Genomic DNA, 18,578 nt, shown 5'->3' on the forward strand with positions numbered 1-18,578 from the left:
GTTGATAACTTGATCAAAATAAAGACCTGTCACCTGAGTGAGGTGCAGGCCTATTTCTCTTTATTGACAAGTTACGCTTTTTTAATCCAAAATTTCAAAACGTCTGCTTCTTGGTCTTGTTTAACAATTTCATTTCCACTAGATTTCGCCCATGCAGGAATATCTGATTTTGCTCCTTTATCTGTAGCATGTAATTCTAGTATATCTCCTGATTCAAGTTTATCCATTTCCTTTTTCGCTTTTACTACTGGCATTGGACATGCTAACCCTTTTGCGTCAAATACTTTTGTACTTTCCATTTATATTAACCCCTTTATCATTTAAGTTAGTTATCATTTCTTAATCATTGATGCTTGATGCTTTATGATACGGCACAACGGTTTGGACCAATTTCCATTTCTGTTTCTTCTTCTGAGTCTGGATTTACTTTACCCATGTTTGTTTGACGAATTTCTTTGTAAGAATTCGGTTGTGGTGGTAGATTTTCTGTTACCATGCGACGGAATTCATCTTCATCTTCTACTTGTAAACCTGTGTTCTCTTCATACAAATCACCTAAACGTGCTACAACTCTACCTGTGTCGTCTAGTTCCTTTAATTTCGCAAAATGTGCAGGCAGAACTTGGAGATCTTGGTTCATGTTTTTGTATCGAACATATAACGATTCTCTCAAGTCTCCTACCCAGTCTTCAGCTAGACCTGCTAAGTCAGGACGACCAATAGAATCAATGAACAAAATATCTCCCGTAAACAAGTACGTGTCATTTACAATATATGACGTACTCCCAATCGTATGGCCTGGTGTGTACGCGGCTTTCACTGTTACATTATCTGGTCCAAAAGTAATTTCTTTTCCATCTTCTGCTGGCTCATACTTAAATGTTACTTCTTCTGCATCTTTAGGTGGTAAATAATACGTACCTCCTGTTTTTTCTGCTAATCGGCGTCCTCCAGAAATATGATCAGCATGTAAATGTGTGTCAAACATGTGCAACACTTTAATACCTAGTTTTTCTGCGAATGCTTCATATTGGTCGGTTAAACGAAGAGGATCAATCATCGCACCTTCATCACCAGAAACGATCATATAAGAGAGACAACCTTTACCTAAGCGAACAAATTGATAAACAGATCCACCACCGTCTAGGTCCCCTAGTTTAACTGGCTCTAAGTGTTCACTCCACGTTTTCATCCCACCTTCAAGATAGTAGAAATCTTTTCCGGTGGCTTCGGATAGTTCTTCAGCTATAAACTTTGAGGACCCTTCTTTCGCACAGACAACAAGGACTTCTTGGTTTTCTGGAAGTTCTTTCACTACGTCATCAACACTATCTAATAGATCAAAGTATGGATGATTGATGGAAGTAATGTTTTCACCTTCAATTTTCCAATCTTCATAGGCATCGTTATTTCTTACATCAACGATAAATAATTCCTTTTTTTCAATTACTTTCTTTGCTACTGCTCCTGCTTTCATCGCTTTAACACTCATTTATAATTCCTCCTTCAATTTTCTTGTTAATTATCTATTGATCTTCCGTCGGGCCATCCCATTCAGTCATGCCTGGTTTCACATTAAATACTTTTTCATATCCTTTATCCGTTAATTGCTGCGCTGCCATGTTACTTCTATTCCCTGTTCGACATACAACATAAATTTCTTTATCTTTGTTAATTTCATCCATTCTATCTTCCAATTCACCTAATGGAATGGAAACGGAACCAGGTATATGAGAGAAAACATATTCTGCCGGCTCTCGAACATCTAAAATTGTGATATCATCACCATTAATTTTCCCTTTTAATTCGTCATTTTGAACAATGTTAGGGAATTCTTTTTCTTCTTTTGTTTCACTAGGATCTGACTTACGAAGATAATGGTAAAGAACATCTCCATCTTCTTTAGAACCTAAATATTGATTACCAGTGTTTTTAGCCCATCCTTTCATATCTGCTAAAGAACCTCGGTCTGTTGCTTCTACTAGTAATACCTGCCCTGGTTCGATCTGATCCATCGTTTTTTTCGTTTTAACAACTGGCATTGGGCAAGCTAAACCTTTTGCGTCTAAGACTTTGTCTACTTTAATACTCATTAAATATTTCCTCCTTATATAATAAATTAATTGTCGACTTATACCTTGCGGGGTATTAAAATGATTAAAAAAATATAGCAACATAAAATTGCTGTTAATCTTTATATCTAACTATTACCCCTACAGGTATAGTAATAAACATTGAGATAAATGTCAAGGGGAAAAACTATTTTTCTTAATTAATCTTATTGACCAATGAATTTACGCTTTTGCACGTTCATTTATTTCACTCAAAAAAATAATAATTATTCTAATCTATTTTTATAATAACACCCTCAAAGTAAACAAATGCTCACTTTGAGGGCTTTATATTACCTAGCTAACGTCCTCTAATCATGTTCACGATGAATACAATTAATGCTATAACTAGAATAAGGTGAATAAGCCCACCAGCAATTTCTAAAGCAAATCCTACTATCCAAAATAGAAGTAATATCGAAATTATTGTCCAAATCATAAGTAATGCCTCCTAAACCAATTCATTTTTTACAATCCACTAAAATAGGATTATAGTTAGCTATTACCTGTATAGTCAATTTGTAAACAATGATTATTAGAAAGCTGTCACTTATAGAACTTATCGATCGTTCGATTTAATTCTTCATATGAAATAAACCTTGAACCTCTCCAGTACTCTTTTCCTTTAATAAATAACAAAATAGTTGGTGCTGTGAATACTAGATACTGTCCTGAAATTTCCGGAACATCTTCTAGGCGCACTTTAACTATTGGAACTTTTATATTATGAATCGCTCCATGCTCCATTTGTTGTTCGACTGCATCACAAACGGAACAAGCATCCGTTTTAACGAGTAAAATGGCTATCTCTTGTGTAGTTATAAAATCAGTAAATTCCTTTATTGATTTTGGCGAATCCAAATTTATTCCCCCCCTTTTAAATACCTATGTAGGTATTATATGTGTTTTAATATGGAATAGATAGTATATTGCTCACTGAGTTTATAGCATCATAAATCAGTTATAAAAGTTAGCGGTTTAGAACTTACACCTATATTTAAAGGAGTCTTCAAATAGATCTCTCCATCCGTATCAACCAACATTTTATCGTCTGTTTGAATTTTTAATGTACTTGTTTTCATCATTACAATATTTTCATTTTCTACTTCTTGAATAAATGGGTTTTTTCGCTGAAGCCACTCTAGAAAAATAGACATACCTCCTTCCTTCACTATAAAAACATTTAACTTACCGTCATCAAGGTACATGTCTTCAAATGGCAGCTCTGTTGTTCCAATATAATGACCATTCATAGCAACAATCATCACTGCTTCTCCTTCAAGGTGCTCCGATGCTGTCTTGAGATTATATTGAAAAGGATCGGCTTCTTTCGCTGATTTTAAAGCGCTCAACAGATAGCTCAATGATCCGGTTACTTCTTTCATTCCTTCATCTATATTTTCTGACACTTTTGTGATAAGGCCAATTCCTACGAAGTTTGTAAAAACACGTCCATTTACAAATCCAATATCTACGATTTTCTTATTTCGCCTTAACGCTACGACACATGCTTCAGCAACAGTTAAAGGAAGTTGTAATGACCTAGCGAAATCATTGCACGTACCATTGGGAAGAATGGCCACTAAAGGGGAATTAGTCAATCTCGCCAAACCGTTTACACACTCATGGACCGTTCCATCTCCGCCCATTACAAATAAGATGTCTACCTCTTCTCCACGTTCATAACTAATTCGTTCTAAATCACCTGGTTTACTCCCCTTAACAATAGTCAGTTCTTCTATTTTTTCAGAAAGAATTCCTACTGCAACTCCAATATCATGTTGAATGTCATTTTGACCAGCTTTGCTGTTGTATAAAATCATACCTTTTGCATACATGTTTCCAACTCCCATCCTTGTCATCCTTTTGAAACTATACCCGTTTTAAAAGGAAGTCATTCTCGTCGCTATCTTTTTCATAATGATGGTAAAATAAGTATTCACTCATTTCTTTTATTTTCATTAAACAAAAACGCAATTTTTCATATTTAATTTAATACCAGGCTAATTCTAATAAATTATTACTATAGTTAAGACAATGCTCGAATTTAATGCAGATAAAAATTTCCGCATTAAATTCGAGTTTATCAAAAAGTATTATTAGATTGTCTAAAAATTCAACTCTCATTTAGGAGGTTTCACTTGGATGTTAATGATATTGTCTATTTTCGTATTCTTAGGAGCCCTTTTCATTTTTTTCCAGTGGTATTATGGTACTAAAAACCTTGCAATACTTGATAATTACCCACGCCATTTACCAAGTAGCACGCCATTTATTAGTGTCATAGTTGCCGCAAAAAATGAAGAGAAAGAAATCTATAAAAGTATTCACTCTCTATTAGATCAGCATTATCCATCGTATGAAGTCATTGTTACAAATGACCGCTCTACAGATGAGACCTTAACGTTTCTAAAACAATTAAAAGAAACACATCGTAATCGAAAGAAACTAACTATCACAACCATTCATTCTCTCCCACATGGTTGGCTCGGCAAAAATCACGCTTTATATGAAGGAACTAAACTTGCTAAAGGTGAATGGTTACTATTTGCGGATGGAGACGTAATATTTTCAAAAGAGACGCTGACTAAATCAGTTCATTGCGTCACCAAAAATAAGCTTGATCATTTGACTATCATTCCTGAAAATATCGGTGGCTCTTTGGCCTATAGGGCATTTCATAGCTATTGGAGTATCTTAGGTGTGTGGAATTTTATACAGTTAAAACACGCTGGGGTAGGAGCTTATAACATGCTTCGATCAAGTGTTTATGAAAAAATTGGGACACATCGTTCTTTAGCTATGGTTCCGGATGATGATTTAAAATTAGGGAAAAGGGTTGTCCAAACAGGTTATCGCCAACAGCTAGGTTTTGGGAAAAACTTAATTCGGATTCAATGGTATAAGAACATCCCTCAAGTGATAACTGGATTGGAAAAAAATTTATTTGCCTTTATGCGATACAGCGTATTTTTAGTTATGCTCTTTTCAATACTTCTTTTCATGTTTCATGTATTACCTTTCATCGGAATTACTTCTTCCGATTTGTTAACGAGAGTGTTCTTTTTAGCTACTATATTCATTTATGCAACAATGTACTGGTATAATAAGAAATTTGTAAAAGATTCTCCGTGGTTTTTCTTATTCATGCCTTTAAATGGTTTATTATTTATCTTATGTCTTTGTCGATCCGCATTCGTCACAATAAAAAATGGTCGGATAGAATGGCGAGGAACCCATTACTCTCTTAAAGAATTACGTCAACAGATGAAAAATCAATAAACTAATATTTATCTATGTTTATATGGCAGTCTGATTGCTACAAATGAAGTAAACTATATTTCTTTACGGAGGATGTATTATAATGGAATAATCTGCTATGATTAAATATATGTGTAAAGAGGATTAATATTGGAATAATAAACCATAGGTATCGATTTCACCTTACATGTCAAAAGAAAGAATGGAGTGCTGGTCCATGACTAAAAAACATGCATGGATATTTACCAGACTATTATTAGTCATCGTTGTCATTCTCTCATTAATATGGATTATCGGATGGCTATTCACAGTCTCTTACCCTTTTTGGATCGCAGCGCTGCTTGTTTGGATGTTTTATCCACTTATCCGATTTTTCAAAAATAAAGCTCACCTTCCAAATTCGTTAGCGGTTCTTGTAACGCTTCTTCTCGGAATCAGTACTTTAGTAGGAGCGATTACAGGAATTGTTTTTTTAATCATGTTTGGTGTACGTAGAATTTCTGATTTTGTCCCTCAATGGATTCAAACGACGGCATTTCAAATGCAACATTTTTTTAATGAATCAATCTTCCCTATTTGGCAAAAAGTTACAGGTGCAATGGACTCCCTTACACCAGAACAGCAAGCAACCCTACAAGATGGAATTGCTACACTAGGAAGTAGGCTAGCTGAAAACCTCACAGATATTGGACAAGGTCTTGCAGATGGACTGGCCCATGTCCTTATTATCGTTCCAACTTTTTTAATCGTGTTTTTGTTTGTTTTTATTGCTTTTTATTTTATTGGAAAAGATTGGGAACGAATATTTAAAAGAATTTATCTCACTACTCCAGCTCCCGTGTTAAAAAAAGCTAAAGCTTTTAAAACAATGTTTCAATTTCGAGTGATTGGATTTGTTCAAGCACAGCTTATATTAATGTTTGTTGCATCTATCGTGGTTTTGATCGGATTAGCCATTCTACGTGTCGAGTATGCCTTAACGATTGCAATGATTATAGGAATTGCAGAAATTTTGCCTTATTTAGGTTCTGGAACGATTCTTATTCCATGGTTTATATATATGTTCTTCACAGGAAATATTAGTATGGGGATTGGGTTAGCAATCGTTTATGGAGTCACTGTTGGCATTCGTCAATCCATTGAGCCGAAAATATTGTCTTCAAGCATGAATTTAAATGCATTAGCTGTGTTATTATCTTTATTTATTGGTTTTCAAATTTTTGGAATCGTTGGGGTTTTCCTTGGACCTCTTATTCTAGTTGTATTAGTAATTTTTAAAGATATTGGCGTCGGTCATGAACTATTTGTATTTATTCGAGATGGATTTAAGCATGATGATCCACCGAATAAAATTTACTATAAAAAGTAGTTTTCCAAAGAAATAGGACAATAAAAAGGCGCACACTTCTTATTAAGAAGTGTGCGCTTATAAAATGAAAACATCTGTTTTATTTATCTTGAAAAAGCTCATGATCAAAATGAGCTTGGGAATTTCTTTCTGCTTCAGCAATTCGAAACTCCTCAATAAATGTATAAATGATTCTAAGCTCTGTTTCGGATAACTCATCAATTTGTCGAAGGACATCTTCTTTTGTGATATTCATTGATGCACCCTCCTCTTAGCTAAATTCTGTACTACTATAACTTTACCCATTCTTAAGATTCTTCAACCATTAATTTAAAGTATCCTTTGTTTAGAAAGAAATTAATCACTGTAAAAGCTGTTAGTATCCCAGCTACAACAAATGCACTTAAACCTAAAGCTGGATATTCACTATATCTTTCTAATCCAATTCCGATAAAAGCCCAAATAAATACGAGTGGGAATATGACATCCTTTTGAGAAATGGTAAACCAAGCACCTAATAATAGTGCGATAATTAACAAGGCAATCGACCACGCTTCAGGTGATAATACGAAACCTTGCTCAAAACCAATTGTGTTAAAAAAGATACCTACATTTACGATTGTTGCTACTGATATCCAACCAATGTAGATGGAGAAAGGCAACCTCATCCAAACACTCGTTCCATCCACAGAGTGTATCCTCCGATAAATGACAATTAAATTTATTAAGAGAGCTACCATGACAAACAATGTAGTCACAAAAAATTCATAATGAAACAAAAGAAGCCAACCAATATTTAAAATAGCATTCACTAGAAAAGCATACCCTACGTTTAAATATGCTTGTTGATCCTTCTTATGTTTCGTAAAGAACGGTCTTACAACCCAAAAAACGAGAAATAGATAAATAACACTCCAAATGCTAAATACATACCCCGCTGGTGTGAATAAAACATTCAATTGATCTGATATGTCACCTGTTGTTAAATTATTAAAAGGTAATATATTCGCAAGTGCATTGATGACAATAACTGCAACTAAAGATGCAACATTAATCCAATATATGAGTTTATGTTTGAATTGTTTCATAATGACAAGTCTCCCCGTTAAAATCAATTACTATACTTTTACCCATACTGGGCAAGTTTTAACCATTAGTCTATCCTGAAAAGTTTAGAGCGTGATACACTAAGTTAACTGAATAAATTTACCTAGGAGGTCACGATGAATTTATTACAAAAAAAAGCAAGTAAGTTAGATAACGACGATTTCCTTTCGCAATATCGCGATGAATTTTATTATCCTGCTTCATCCCCAATATACTTAGACGGAAATTCCTTAGGACTAATGTCAAAACGAGCAGAATCCAGTTTAATAAAAAGCATGAATGATTGGAAAACGTTCGCTATTGATGGCTGGACAGAAGGAACGGACCCATGGTTATATTACTCTGAAACATTATCAAAACTTACAGCACCTCTGATTGGTGCTAGAGAATCTGAGGTGACGGTGACAGGATCGATTACGACAAACCTTCATCAACTTGTTGCTTCTTTATATCAACCAAAAGGGAAGCGAAAGAAAATATTAACAGATGAACTAGCGTTTCCTACAGACGTTTACGTTTTAGAAAGTCAGTTGATTTTGCATGGGGAAGACCCTATGGAATCCTTAATAAAAGTGAAAAGTACTGATGGACATACGTTAAATGAAGAAGATATCATTGATCAAATGAATGATGATGTTTGTTTAATCTTGCTTCCAACAGTATTTTATCGAAGTGGCCAACTCCTTAATATAAACAAATTGACGAAAGCAGCCCATGATCGCGGAATAATCATTGGCTTTGACTTAGCACACTCCATCGGTGTCGTCCCTCATGATTTAAATCATTCCGAATGTGATTTTGCTGTTTGGTGTACATATAAATATTTAAATAGTGGTCCAGGTGGAGTTGCAGGTTTATTTATTCACGAGAGACACCACGGTCGAGTACCCGGCTTAACTGGGTGGTTTGGATCAGATAAAACAAAACAATTTGATATGGCGCATACATTTACACCAGCAAATAATGCAAGTGCTTATCAGTTAGGAACGCCTCATATCTTCAGCATGGCTCCTCTCTTAGGTTCCCTAGAGATGTTTGAAGAAATAGGAATGAAGTGTGTTAGAGAAAAGTCTCTGACACTAACAAGTTACTTAAGAGAAGCATTTGAAGACCTTAACAAATTGGATAATAAGTTCATCGTCATAACACCTTACGAAGACGTTCGTAGAGGGGGGCATATTGCCGTCACTCATCCAGATGCAGCACGTATTTGCAAAGATTTAAAAACAAAAGGCGTTATCCCAGATTACAGAGCACCAAATGTGATTAGATTTGCTCCATCTCCTCTATATAGTTCATATGATGATTTATGGCAAACGTACATGATATTGAAGAATATTCTAGAAAATAAAACGTTCGAACGATTTTCAAACGAGAGAAACATTATCGCTTAAGTTCTATCTCCGATGAAAATAGAGTAGGGATTAATGAAACGACGTACTCTTTTTTAGCCCTAAACAAAAAGCGTGTTTCCTATTAGAACATATACCATTCGTTCTAATAGGAAACACGCATCTATTATTTCTTTTTATCTTCTTCCATTTCTTCTACGATCATAGACAATTCTGTCCACCTTTCCATCGCTTTATCTAACTCTTCTTCTAAACGCTTTTGTTCATCAAATAAATCTCGCGCTTTGTCGAAATCGCTTCCTGTGTCAGCGATCTCTTTTTCAACCGTTTCCTGCCTTTGTTCTAATTCAGCAATTCGGTCTTCGATTGTGTTCCACTCCTGTTGGTCTTTATAAGAAAGTTTTTTGGGCTTTTTTGTTGTGTTTGGCTCTATGATTTTTTGCTTATTTTCTAGGCTTTTTAGCTGCTGTCGCTCTACCTCTTTTTCCTTCGCTGTTTCTAACCACTCAGAATATGAACCAAAGTATCTTTCGATAGGCCCTTCCTTTTGAAAAACGAGAAGTTTATCAACGACACGGTCAAGAAAATATCGATCATGGGAAACCGTGATGACAACACCTGGAAATTGATCGAGATAGTCTTCTAGTATTGATAATGTTTGCGTATCAAGGTCATTGGTCGGCTCATCCAAAAATAACACATTCGGTTCTTCCATCAGTGTTTTTAACAAATATAATCGACGTCTTTCTCCACCTGACAATCGACGTATGTGCGTCCACTGCATCGGTCGTGAAAACAAAAACCTTTCTAACATCTGTTCTGCTGTTATCACTTGCCCATCGGCTGTATGAACGACTTCGGCCGTTTGTTTAATGTAATCAATCATACGGAGCTTTTCATCCATCTCTTCATGATTTTGCGTATAATAACCGATCTTCACTGTATCTCCTACATGAATCTTGCCTTCATCAGGTAAGATACGACCAGCCATCATATTCAATAATGTTGTCTTACCAACGCCATTTGGACCAATGATTCCTAACCTTTCACCTGGGATAATCAAATAATCAAGATTACTAATGATTGTCTGTCCTTGAAATGACTTGGACACTTTTTCTAATTCTATGACTTTCTTTCCTAGTCGAGTAGAGCCAATAGCAAAATCAACATCCCCATGTTTCGATTGTGGTGTATCTTCTTGAATCGCTTCTACTCTTTGTTTTCTAGCCTTTTGTTTCGTTGTACGAGCCTTTGCTCCTCGTTTCAACCAAGCAAGTTCACGTCGCAGAAGATTTTGTCGTTTGTTTTCTTGTTGATCTTCTTCTTGATCTCGCTCTGCTTTCTTTTCTAAAAATAATTCATAATTACCGTTATATTGATAAAGCTTCCCGTGATCTAATTCAAAAATTCGTTTCGTTACACGATTTAAAAAGTAACGATCGTGCGTAATTAACATAATCGCTCCAGGGTACTGAGCCAAAAATCCTTCTAACCATTCGATCGTCATATTATCCAAGTGGTTCGTCGGCTCATCCAGTAAAAGTAGATCAACTGGTTGAATTAAAGATTTAGCAATGGAAACGCGTTTTCTTTGTCCACCTGATAATTCCTTTACGTTTTTAGTGAAATCTGAAACACCAAGCTTCGTTAGAACCGTTTTTGCTAATGTGTTCGCTTCCCATGCATTTTGCTCATCCATTTTTTGTTGCACATCAGCCAATTTTTTCTGATAGGACTCATTCATTGGATCTTGTTCCAATTTCAACAATGCTTGTTCATAAGCTCGCATCGTTTTCATAACTGGTGCATCACCGTAATATACTTGCTCAAGTACCGTCAGATCTTCTTCTAACTCGGGATCTTGAGGTAAATATTCGATTGAAAAGTCATTTGGATAAATTAACTCTCCAGATTCTTTTCCATCGATTTGGGCAAGAACTTTCAGGAGCGTAGATTTTCCCGTACCATTCACACCGATGAGACCAACTCGTTCTTTTTTTTCAATCGAAAACGAAATATGGTCAAATAACGTTTTCTCTCCAAACGTTTTATGTAATTGTTCTACTCGAAACATACTCATATATCATCATCCTTCATTTGTTACTCTAATTCCTTATTGTATCTGAAAAAATCATGCATGAATAGTCCGATATGAGCCTGACTGTGATAAGATTAATATGTCAATCATTGAAACATTTTAATGACTGAATTCGTATAGAAAAGTAGGACATTTTGCTCCTATAAATTAAATGAGGTGAAAGTATGATTCAGATGATTTTAGCAAGTGCTCTATTAGCTCTTTTATTCCTTCCTCTTCAAATGAGTTGGTGGAAGATGACTGATTTCCGCAAATGGATTCCCGTAAGGTATATACTTGGATTTATTTATGGATTACTTCTGTTTTACATAGGATTGTTAGATCAAAGTTTAAGCGCATTTATCGCAGCTTATTTACCGATTATCGGAATTGGTTTAATCCTTGATAACACGTTGGTTTTCATGTTTATGAAAACGTTCAGAAAAAAGCAAGCTACCAGTGGTGCTGGTGTAGGTCTTGTCATTTTAATTGGGTTTATCGTTTTTTGGCTCGTGCAACCGCTATTTTTAGCAGACGTAAAGTTTGATATAGCAGATGGGGAAGAAGTAACAGTAGAAGAACTAAACCCTGTTAACGAAGAACACATACCTGTTGTTCCTCGCAGTTATGCAGAGTATCGTTCTGATATTATGATGGGACAGTTGGATAATCCAGCATTTTATAACTTAGGCCATTCTAGAATTCAACGGGTAAATGATTCTCTTTATTGGATTACACCTATCGAATATGATGGGATCTTCCGCTGGTATCGAAGTAATCATGCACCTGGATACATTATGGTTAGTGCAGAAAATCCTCGTGAAGAACCTGAACTTGTCCTGACAGAAATGAACTACGTTCCATCTGCATTTTTTCATGAAAACTTAGAGCGCCATGTTCGCTCTCAACATCCTGATGTTGTTATGCTCGACACTACATTCGAGATTGATGGGGAAGGAAACCCATATTATATTGTCAGCTATGGGCACTTCACTGAATTCAGAAGAGTAGCTGAAGTGGATGGAATCATTACGGTTGATCCTGCTTCAGGAGAAACCACTCAATATGCGAAAGAAGATGCACCAGAGTGGGTCAATCGAGTTTATCCTCCTCATATTGCGCAAGAACGAAATAATTGGTTCGGTATTTATAAACAAGGACTGATTAATCGCTTTTTCGGACGTGAAGGTTTAACAGAACCTACAAGATGGGGAGAAACAGATGCCGTAACGGGCGTTGTTAACCAAGATTTACAGTTAAGCTGGTTCACCGACCATATGCGTCTTCAAAGCGATGGTCAAGAAGCATCTCGTTCGATGGTTGGCTTTACCCTATTTAATGCAAGAAGCGGTGAACTTAGCTACTTCCGTGACGCTAGTGGTTCCTTAAATGGTCGAACAGCGATGGATTTAGCTGAACGTACATTCCGGCGTGATGACTACATTGCTGGAACACCATCCCTTTATAACATATACGGACAGTACACATGGGTCACCCCATTAATGGATAGAAACAATGTACTCCGACAAATTATGCTCATTAGTGCAAGTGATGAGAACGTTTATGGCCATGGTGAAACGAAGCGTGAAGCTTTTGGTGCTTATCAATTGGAAATTGCATCGAAAACAGATGATCAAGTTGTTCCTGGAGAATACACTGACATGGTTGAAATAACAGCAACTGTTGAAAGAGTGTACCAATGGGATCGTGAAGATAATGTCACAGTTCGTATTTTATTAGAAGGTGAAGAGAGAATATTCACAGTTAATGCTTCCTCTTATCCAAGAGCTGTATTTATTGAAGCTGGTGACGAGATTACCATCTCATTCATGGATACTGGAGAAGATGTTCAACCGATTGAAGAGTTAGATTTTTAATATAGATGTTGATAAATTTAGGTTGATCCGGGAAGCACTCGGGTCAACCTTTTTTGACGGGTAAATTTGGAAGGATGTGATATTAGTGGGTTGGGAGTTGATGCTATACAGAATTAACTTCTTATGACCATTGCGAGCCGTTTTCTAGGTAAGACTGGTAGAAGAGCGTGCTTCTTGTGACCGTTGCGAGCCGATTTCTCCCAAAGACTGGTAGAAGAGCGTGCCTCTTGTGACCGTTGCGAGTCCATTTCTAGGTAAGACTGGTAGAAGAGCGGCCGTAAACAGCTTCTTCCTCCTTTTGGCAATCTCCATACTCGTATCAAGCATATGAAATGAACTCCAATAGCATCTCTGTCGTTTTAAACACCAAAAAAAGACTGACTCAGGATATTGTGAGTCAGTCTTTATCTATTCCATCTTTAGTTCTTTTTAAATGCAAGAGACTTTACTTTTGCAGCTGGTTTTCCACCACCGCGGTTGCGATCTTGACCGGGACGACCTCGACCACCGCGATCATTGTCTGTTCGCTTTCTTGCTGAAGAGGAATTACGGTTAGGTTTTCCTTTTCCTCCACCATATCCACCGCCACTACGACGCTTGGCATGAACAGGTGCTTCTCCAGTTAAACGAATTGGCGTTTGGTCTGGTTCTTTTGTCATTGTTTTTAATGCTGCTGCAACTAATGTTTCAGGATCATGCTCTGCTAGCATTGATTTTGCAGCTCCCATAAGGTGCTCAAAGTTACCGCTTCTAAGAGATTGCATCAAATGGTTAACGGAGCGATCTTGACGACCAGCTAACGCTTCTTCATATGTCGGTACAGATTGTTGCTTCATTGTTTTCTTCGTACTCTTTTCAATCACTTTCAAGTGATCTCGTTCTTTAGGTGTAACAAAACTAAAAGCAATTCCGCTTTTACCCGCTCGACCTGTACGACCAATTCGGTGAACATAGCTCTCAGAATCTTGTGGTAAGTCGAAGTTGAAAACGTGAGAAACGTTGTTCACATCTAATCCACGTGCTGCAACGTCTGTTGCTACAAGGATATCAATAGCACCACGTTTGAACTTGCGAATGACAGCGTCTCTTCGTTCTTGTTTCATATCTCCATGAAGTCCTTCCGCAGCAAACCCACGAATACCAAGTGATTCTGTCACTTCGTCAACACGGCGTTTTGTGCGACCGAATACAATCGCTAATTCTGGAGGATCAATATCAAGAATATGACAAAGTGCATCAAATTTTTGCTTTTCATGTACTTCGATATATCGTTGTTCGATATTCTCTACAGTCATTTCTTTTGATTTAATCGCAATAGTAACAGGATTAGTCATAAAAGAATTGATGACTGTTTTCAAGCGCTTAGGCATTGTTGCAGAGAAAAGCATTGTACGACGGTCTTCAGGTACTTCCTTCAAAATCGTCTCAATGTCTTCAATGAATCCCATGCTGAGCATTTCATCTGCTTCATCCAAAACAACCGTATTCATATATTCTGGCTTAATCGTTTTTCTTCTCATATGGTCCATAAAACGACCTGGTGTTCCAACAATAATTTGTGGACGTTTCTTTAAACCACGAATTTGTTTAGAAATATCTTGTCCACCATAAATGGCTAGAGATGTAATTCCTTTATCGCGACCTAATTTACTCAATTCATCAGATACTTGCATCGCAAGCTCACGAGTAGGAGCTAGTACAAGTCCTTGTGGATGACTAGCATCTTTGTCAACAGATTCTAAAAGCGGAATTCCGAAAGCAACCGTTTTACCTGTACCGGTCTGTGCTTGTCCAATGACGTCTTGTCCGTCTTTCGCTGCTGGAATAACTTGTTCTTGAATCGGTGTTGCTTCCGTGAATCCCATTTTTTCAATTGCCTTTAAAATGGATTCCTCAATGTTTAAATCTTTAAAAAGTGCCAAATTTAATTTCTCCTTTTGGTTCATACTTTCCTGATAACGCGAGCCACATGCCCTACGTTCAATCTTTATAAAGAAAACAGCCCATTCCTTTATTAAACGGAACAAGCTGTTTAGGTATCCTTGTTCTGAAGGGCTTATTCTTTATCTTACACGAAAAGGATGAATCACATGTATGATGTTTGATTTTTTAATCAACTTTCCTACTTTAACATAGTTTATCCTTATTGACTAGTTTTATTACGTAATTTTTCCTTTCCCCCTTTCAAATCAAGTAATTCCTCGATATCATCTTTCCCTAACGAAGAAATCATTGTTTCCCCTGGTTGAATAACACGATCGAGTAAATCACGCTTTTTTTCTTGGAGTTTATGAATTTTTTCTTCTATCGTTCCTGTGGTGATCATTTTGGTCACTTGCACGACACGCTTTTGACCGAAACGATAAACTCTGTCGGCCGCTTGTTCTTCTACCGCCGGATTCCACCATGAATCAAATAATATCACTGTATCTCCACCGGTTAAATTCAAGCCAGTTCCACCTGCTTTTAGTGAAACGAGGAATAAGTTTTTCTCACCAGCATTAAACTTCTCTGACAAGGCTAGACGCTCTTTTCCTGGTGTCGACCCATCTAAATAATGATAATCCCATCCTCCTTCATGCAATCGTTCTTTCATTATCGAAAGCATTTGGGTAAATTGGCTGAAGAGGACAATTCGTTTACCAGCGTCCCGAGCTTCTTCTAAATATTCCATAAGACGCTCTAGTTTGCCAGAACCTCCATCATATTCTTTCATAAACATGCCTGGGTGACAGCATATTTGACGGAGTCGTGTTATTCCTGCGAGAATTTTTATCCGGTTTTGCTGAAGAGTGTCTGTTTGAATAGCAGTAGTAGCTTCGTTTTGTAACAGTTGTAGTTGCCCTAAATATACGGCTTTTTGTTTATCTGTTAACGGTGTATACTCAACGGACTCAATTTTATCAGGAAGCTCTGTTAAAACATCTTGTTTCATGCGTCTTAATACAAATGGTTTTACTCGTTTTGCAATCTTTTGCTCTTCCATATTTTTATATACTTGTTTGTTTTTAAACATTCCTGGTTGAACAAGTGAAAATATCGAATAGAGTTCTTCTAGTGAATTTTCTATAGGAGTTCCACTTAAAGCAAAACTTCGAGTAGAAGAAATCATTTTTACAGCCTTCGCAGTTAGTGTTCCTTCATTTTTCACATACTGTGCTTCATCTAAAACCATTGTTGAAAAGGTTCGATTTTGATAGTGCGGAATATCTCTTCGAATAAGTGGATAGGACGTAATCCATACATCACTCTTCTCGGCTTCTTCCATTGCTTCTTTTCTTTCTGACGACGGACCAGCAATAACCGCAGTGGATAAATTTGGAGCAAATCGTTCCATCTCTTTTTGCCAGTTGTAAACAACGCTGGACGGGCAAATAATCAGTGCTGGACCTTGCTCAGGATGATTCATTTTAGAAGCAATAAGATATGTGATCGTTTGAAGTGTTTTTCCTAATCCCATATCATCGGCTAAAATACCACCAAAACCATAGTAAGATAGAGACATTAACCACTGAAACCCTCTTTTTTGATAGTCTCTTAATACGTCGTCAAGATGTTCGGGAATTGGAAAATCCAATTCTTCTGGTTCTGTTAATCGTTCGACGAGCTTTTTAAAAGCACGATCTTTTTTCACTTGAACTTCCGTCGTTTCATTCAACTGAAATGCTCGATATAGAGGCAGCTTTGCATGTTGCTTTGTTTCCTCAGAGGACATATCTAAATCCTCCATCATCTCTTTCATCCCATTGAATTCTTGATTTTTCAAGTGAATATATTGACCTGATGCTAGACGGTAATATTTCTTATTATCGAGAAGGCTCTCTAATACTTGGGAAAGTTCTTCATCTGATACACCATCTATTTCAAACTCTACGTCTAGCAGGTTCAGCTTTTCATTAGTTTCCACTTTCACTGAAGGTCGTTCTTCCGGCTGATGAACAATGTTTCGTAAAGCAGAAGTAGCATAAAGATGAAACAACTCAGAGAGTTTCGGTACATCTTCAGCCACAAAATCTAAAATGTCTTCCATCTCTTCCAAGTATAATTCCGTTCCATTGAACTTAAACGGAATATCTTCAATAAACGAAAGCAAATAATACTCTTTTTCCATATCACGAACGATGAGCTGACTACCTTCCGTCGCATCTTGACGAAACGGAGAAAGTTTCATTTCACCGTACTGAAATATAACTTCTGCCGTCACTCGATCTGCCTGATAATCAACATATAGCTGAGGAACGAGCGGAGACATTTGAATATTCTCACGAATTGATTCACTTAATTCCACTTCCCCAATTTCATTTAATTGTGGTAAAACGATCGAGGCAAATGATTCAAGCTGAGCTTCCTCTATTAGCATTTCTGACGGGTCTTCCATGGCAATTTGAAAAAATAACGAATCAAAAGCTTGTAAGTGATTTCCTTCTAATTTGTAAAAGATACCGTGTAAAAACAAAAGACCGTATTTTTTTCCGAAATACGTTGCGTGTATGGCATTTTCCCAAGTTAGTCGGTAAATTCCTGCATCAGTCACATCATCTTCAATTTGAAACGAAAGAGGAGGTTTTTCTTTCTGAAGTTCAAATCCTTGATACTCATGAGTATGGTCGTCGACAATCACGTCTCTTCCTTCAAGCTGAGTCAAAAAATCAAACGCGTAAGCAGGTGGCACATCGAAACTCCGGTCTTGGTCTTTCGACCGTCTTAAATATTGATACGAGAAGGTATACGTCTCCGCATATTTAATATCTAATAACCTAGCCATCAACCGGAAAATAGCGATATCTTCTTCTTCAAAATAATAGTCAGATGGATGGTACGTAAATAATTTTGAAAACTTCAGCGCTTGCTCTTCTTCTACTGCATGGAGAAGTTCCGATACATTTCTCACGACATATAGTCTTTTACGGCCTATTCTCATCTCTAACTCAATGGATCCTCGCATTCTTTCACTAAATGTCGACGAAATTTTTAAAATGTATTGTACCTTTAATGGTTCTCTTTCGTGATACGTTTCTTGCTTTTTTACATAAAGTTGTTCAAAAGACTTCAGTAATTTACTCGTTCTTTCTCTTTCATTATAAGGGATTTTCACGATTGTATTAGTCTTCCCTTCTGATAAAAAGTCTGTATTTATTTTATGATTCTTGAAATAATCTCTCACTGAGAACAGTGTAGCCACAATATGTTTACAAAAACCCTCATACGTTTCATAAGCTGGACAAGTGCACTTTGATTTCGTTAATAGCATTCCTTCTGTTGCTTTAACAGTTACAAGATAATCTTCATGACCTCTAACAATGGCACGAAAACTACGATCATTTTTACTCCAAACGACATCTTGAACGTGCTCTTCTTCATAATATTTATTTCCTTTGTCGTAAGTACTAGTCGAAGCACTATTTTTATGAATATCTTTATTCGTTAATTGATTCAGGTTCATTT

The 18,578-nt window shown here is 36.6% G+C and carries 15 protein-coding genes; 4 read left to right on the forward strand and 11 right to left on the reverse strand.

All coding sequences use genetic code 11. The annotated features are described in order from the left end of the window. Positions 1-71 precede the first annotated feature (71 nt). The 6 genes from QDN89_RS11245 to QDN89_RS11270 form a co-directional block, all read right to left on the reverse strand. Positions 72-299 carry a sulfurtransferase TusA family protein gene (locus QDN89_RS11245; protein WP_280770233.1) on the reverse strand — a complete coding sequence of 76 codons (228 nt, stop codon included), beginning with the start codon at positions 297-299 and terminating at the stop codon, positions 72-74. 62 nt (positions 300-361) lie between these two features. Further along, a complete protein-coding gene (locus QDN89_RS11250) occupies positions 362-1,492 on the reverse strand; it encodes an MBL fold metallo-hydrolase (RefSeq protein WP_280770234.1) in 1,131 nt (376 codons plus the stop codon). Between the two features lie 34 nt (positions 1,493-1,526). Continuing rightward, positions 1,527-2,093, reverse strand: a complete 567-nt coding sequence (locus tag QDN89_RS11255) for a sulfurtransferase TusA family protein (protein WP_280770235.1) — start codon at positions 2,091-2,093, stop codon at positions 1,527-1,529. A gap of 319 nt (positions 2,094-2,412) precedes the next feature. After that, positions 2,413-2,550 (reverse strand): lmo0937 family membrane protein, encoded by a 138-nt coding sequence (locus QDN89_RS11260; RefSeq protein WP_280770236.1) that lies wholly within the window; start codon positions 2,548-2,550, stop codon positions 2,413-2,415. A 107-nt stretch (positions 2,551-2,657) separates the two neighbouring features. Next, on the reverse strand, positions 2,658-2,972 hold the full coding sequence (locus QDN89_RS11265; RefSeq protein WP_280770237.1) for a thioredoxin family protein: 315 nt from the start codon (positions 2,970-2,972) through the stop codon (positions 2,658-2,660). An 89-nt stretch (positions 2,973-3,061) separates the two neighbouring features. After that, positions 3,062-3,964, reverse strand: coding sequence for a diacylglycerol/lipid kinase family protein (locus QDN89_RS11270; protein ID WP_280770238.1), 903 nt, complete (start codon positions 3,962-3,964; stop codon positions 3,062-3,064). A 292-nt stretch (positions 3,965-4,256) separates the two neighbouring features. Here QDN89_RS11270 and QDN89_RS11275 point away from each other — a divergent pair, with 292 nt between their 5' ends. Together QDN89_RS11275 and ytvI are read left to right on the forward strand one after the other, a co-directional pair. Next, positions 4,257-5,393, forward strand: a complete 1,137-nt coding sequence (locus QDN89_RS11275; RefSeq protein ID WP_280770239.1) for a glycosyltransferase family 2 protein — start codon at positions 4,257-4,259, stop codon at positions 5,391-5,393. Between the two features lie 196 nt (positions 5,394-5,589). Continuing rightward, on the forward strand, positions 5,590-6,741 hold the full coding sequence (gene ytvI / locus QDN89_RS11280) for a sporulation integral membrane protein YtvI (RefSeq protein ID WP_280770240.1): 1,152 nt from the start codon (positions 5,590-5,592) through the stop codon (positions 6,739-6,741). Between the two features lie 79 nt (positions 6,742-6,820). On the opposite strand, the gene QDN89_RS11285 is transcribed toward ytvI, so the two are convergent. Continuing rightward, the gene (locus tag QDN89_RS11285; protein WP_280770241.1) at positions 6,821-6,976 is read right to left on the reverse strand and encodes a hypothetical protein; all 156 of its coding nucleotides are present in this window, start codon (positions 6,974-6,976) and stop codon (positions 6,821-6,823) included. Positions 6,977-7,028: 52 nt separating this feature from the next. Next, the gene (locus tag QDN89_RS11290) at positions 7,029-7,808 is read right to left on the reverse strand and encodes a TspO/MBR family protein (RefSeq protein ID WP_280770242.1); all 780 of its coding nucleotides are present in this window, start codon (positions 7,806-7,808) and stop codon (positions 7,029-7,031) included. Positions 7,809-7,943: 135 nt separating this feature from the next. Between QDN89_RS11290 and kynU the strand changes: the two genes are divergently transcribed. Then, positions 7,944-9,221, forward strand: a complete 1,278-nt coding sequence (gene kynU, locus QDN89_RS11295; RefSeq protein ID WP_280770243.1) for a kynureninase — start codon at positions 7,944-7,946, stop codon at positions 9,219-9,221. Positions 9,222-9,345: 124 nt separating this feature from the next. Here the strand turns inward: kynU and QDN89_RS11300 are convergent, their stop codons facing one another. Then, positions 9,346-11,259: an ABC-F family ATP-binding cassette domain-containing protein gene (locus QDN89_RS11300; RefSeq protein WP_280770244.1), complete on the reverse strand. Its 1,914-nt coding sequence runs from the start codon at positions 11,257-11,259 to the stop codon at positions 9,346-9,348. A gap of 182 nt (positions 11,260-11,441) precedes the next feature. Here QDN89_RS11300 and QDN89_RS11305 point away from each other — a divergent pair, with 182 nt between their 5' ends. Further along, positions 11,442-13,133 (forward strand): hypothetical protein, encoded by a 1,692-nt coding sequence (locus tag QDN89_RS11305; RefSeq protein ID WP_280770245.1) that lies wholly within the window; start codon positions 11,442-11,444, stop codon positions 13,131-13,133. A gap of 419 nt (positions 13,134-13,552) precedes the next feature. Here QDN89_RS11305 and cshA read toward each other — a convergent pair whose 3' ends face one another. Together cshA and QDN89_RS11315 are read right to left on the reverse strand one after the other, a co-directional pair. Next, positions 13,553-15,055: a degradosome RNA helicase CshA gene (gene cshA / locus QDN89_RS11310; RefSeq protein ID WP_342394381.1), complete on the reverse strand. Its 1,503-nt coding sequence runs from the start codon at positions 15,053-15,055 to the stop codon at positions 13,553-13,555. A 221-nt stretch (positions 15,056-15,276) separates the two neighbouring features. After that, positions 15,277-18,576 carry a DEAD/DEAH box helicase gene (locus QDN89_RS11315; RefSeq protein ID WP_280770246.1) on the reverse strand — a complete coding sequence of 1,100 codons (3,300 nt, stop codon included), beginning with the start codon at positions 18,574-18,576 and terminating at the stop codon, positions 15,277-15,279. Between the last annotated feature and the right edge of the window lie 2 nt (positions 18,577-18,578).

This window comes from Salipaludibacillus daqingensis, assembly GCF_029891575.1.
GTDB classification, from domain to species: Bacteria; Bacillota; Bacilli; order Bacillales; family Salisediminibacteriaceae; genus Salipaludibacillus; species Salipaludibacillus daqingensis.

Coding starts and splice junctions, on each gene's coding strand:
- QDN89_RS11270 (WP_280770238.1), bottom strand. CDS start 3,964: ATGGGAGTTGGAAACATGTATGCAAAAGGTATGATTTTATACAACAGC.
- QDN89_RS11300 (WP_280770244.1), bottom strand. CDS start 11,259: ATGAGTATGTTTCGAGTAGAACAATTACATAAAACGTTTGGAGAGAAA.
- QDN89_RS11305 (WP_280770245.1), top strand. CDS start 11,442: ATGATTCAGATGATTTTAGCAAGTGCTCTATTAGCTCTTTTATTCCTT.
- QDN89_RS11290 (WP_280770242.1), bottom strand. CDS start 7,808: ATGAAACAATTCAAACATAAACTCATATATTGGATTAATGTTGCATCT.
- ytvI (WP_280770240.1), top strand. CDS start 5,590: ATGACTAAAAAACATGCATGGATATTTACCAGACTATTATTAGTCATC.
- QDN89_RS11250 (WP_280770234.1), bottom strand. CDS start 1,492: ATGAGTGTTAAAGCGATGAAAGCAGGAGCAGTAGCAAAGAAAGTAATT.
- kynU (WP_280770243.1), top strand. CDS start 7,944: ATGAATTTATTACAAAAAAAAGCAAGTAAGTTAGATAACGACGATTTC.
- QDN89_RS11315 (WP_280770246.1), bottom strand. CDS start 18,576: ATGAACCTGAATCAATTAACGAATAAAGATATTCATAAAAATAGTGCT.
- QDN89_RS11245 (WP_280770233.1), bottom strand. CDS start 299: ATGGAAAGTACAAAAGTATTTGACGCAAAAGGGTTAGCATGTCCAATG.
- QDN89_RS11285 (WP_280770241.1), bottom strand. CDS start 6,976: ATGAATATCACAAAAGAAGATGTCCTTCGACAAATTGATGAGTTATCC.
- QDN89_RS11255 (WP_280770235.1), bottom strand. CDS start 2,093: ATGAGTATTAAAGTAGACAAAGTCTTAGACGCAAAAGGTTTAGCTTGC.
- QDN89_RS11260 (WP_280770236.1), bottom strand. CDS start 2,550: ATGATTTGGACAATAATTTCGATATTACTTCTATTTTGGATAGTAGGA.
- QDN89_RS11275 (WP_280770239.1), top strand. CDS start 4,257: ATGTTAATGATATTGTCTATTTTCGTATTCTTAGGAGCCCTTTTCATT.